This window comes from Polaromonas sp. P3_C2 (genome assembly GCF_056402675.1).
The window spans coordinates 1-1,568 of sequence record NZ_JBFUGX010000840.1; the positions used below are offsets into that span (position 1 = coordinate 1).

At 60.0% G+C, this 1,568-nt stretch carries 2 protein-coding genes; both read left to right on the top strand.

From position 1 onward, the window contains the following. The coding region (locus AC1DWI_RS22575; protein WP_477725838.1) for a DUF2244 domain-containing protein at positions 1-188 on the top strand (188 nt) is incomplete at its 5' end. A gap of 151 nt (positions 189-339) precedes the next feature. Then, positions 340-1,500, top strand: coding sequence for a cytochrome c oxidase subunit II (coxB, locus tag AC1DWI_RS22580; RefSeq protein WP_477725839.1), 1,161 nt, complete (start codon positions 340-342; stop codon positions 1,498-1,500). Positions 1,501-1,568 lie beyond the last annotated feature (68 nt).

The window sequence follows — 1,568 nt, forward strand, 5'->3', positions numbered from 1 at the left end:
AAACGGCAGGGCGCACGGAGCGGGCTGAATTCAACCGCGAATGGGTCCGGATCGAGCCCAAGGATGGGGATGGGTCGCTGATTGAGGTGTCCGGGCAGGGGCGGTCTGTCCAGGTCGGGCGGCATGTACGGCCAGAGCTGCGGCCCGCGCTGGCCCGCGAGATTCGCATGGCGTTGCGGAGTGTTTGACAGTTCCTGAAAGACTTGTGTCAGTTCAGGTGCGGCAGGAGGGCTTGCCGCTAACTTTATAATCAGCCGGTTAATTTGGTCGGTAATTGAAGCAGAAAAAGTGATCACGATGAACGTAAGCAACACCATGAGCAAAATGACACGGCTTGGCATGCAGCATGCAGGCGCAATTCTGGCATCTGCGGTCGCCTGGGTCAGCACCGCCGCTTACGCCGTCAACGACCTGAAGGGCGGCCCGGCCGTCAATCAGCTGAACCTGCATCCGGCTGCCACCAAAATCGCCGCCGAGCAGCAATGGCTGCACTGGTTCATGATGGCCATCTGCCTCGTGATTTTTGTGGCTGTTTTCGGGGTGATGTTTTATTCCATCCTCAAGCACCGCAAGTCGGTCGGCCACAAATCGGCCAATTTCCACGAATCTACTGCTGTTGAAATTGCCTGGACCATCGTCCCCTTCATCATCGTGATCGCCATGGCCCTTCCGGCCACCAAGGTGCTGGTCGCCCAGAAGGACACCACCGCCGCYGACCTCACCATCAAGGCCACCGGCATCCAGTGGAAATGGGGCTACGACTACATCAAGGGCGAAGGCGAAGGCATCGGCTTTGTCTCCACACTCGACAACACGCACCGCGAAATGTCCGACAACGGCGGCCCCAAGGCCGGCGAAGCTCCCGACAACTACCTGCTCAAGGTCGACAACCCGCTGGTTGTTCCCGTCAACAAGAAAATCCGCATCATCACCACCGCCAGCGACGTGATCCACGCCTTCGCGGTGCCGGCCTTCGGCATCAAGCAGGATGCGATCCCCGGTTTTGTGCGTGACACCTGGTTCCGTGCCGAGCAAGTCGGCGACTTCTACGGCCAATGCCAGGAACTCTGCGGCAAGGAACACGCCTACATGCCCATCCATGTGAGGGTTGTGTCTGCAGCCGATTACAGTGCATGGGTCGCGATCAAGGCCAAGGAAGCCGCAGCCAAGGCGGATGATCCTTCCAAAGTCTGGACGCTGGTTGACCTGAAGGCGCGCGGTGAAAAAGTGTACGCTGCCAATTGCGCCGCCTGCCACCAGGCCAACGGCAAGGGCGCTGGCCCGATCAAGCCGCTGGACGGCTCGCCGATTGTTCTCGACGCAGACCACAAGAAGCAGATCCAGACCGTGCTCAATGGGGCCGCCGGTGGCGCCATGCCTTCCTGGAAGGCGCTGAGCGACACCGAYCTCGCCGCCGTGATCAGCTACTCCAAGAACAACTGGTCCAACCAGACCGGCCAGATCGTCCAGCCTGCTGAAATCCAGGCGGCTCGCAAGTAAGCCTCAGGCGTTACCCGCAGATTCCATCATTTCGCCGGCGTGACCTTGCCGGCCGCAAAAGACAAGCT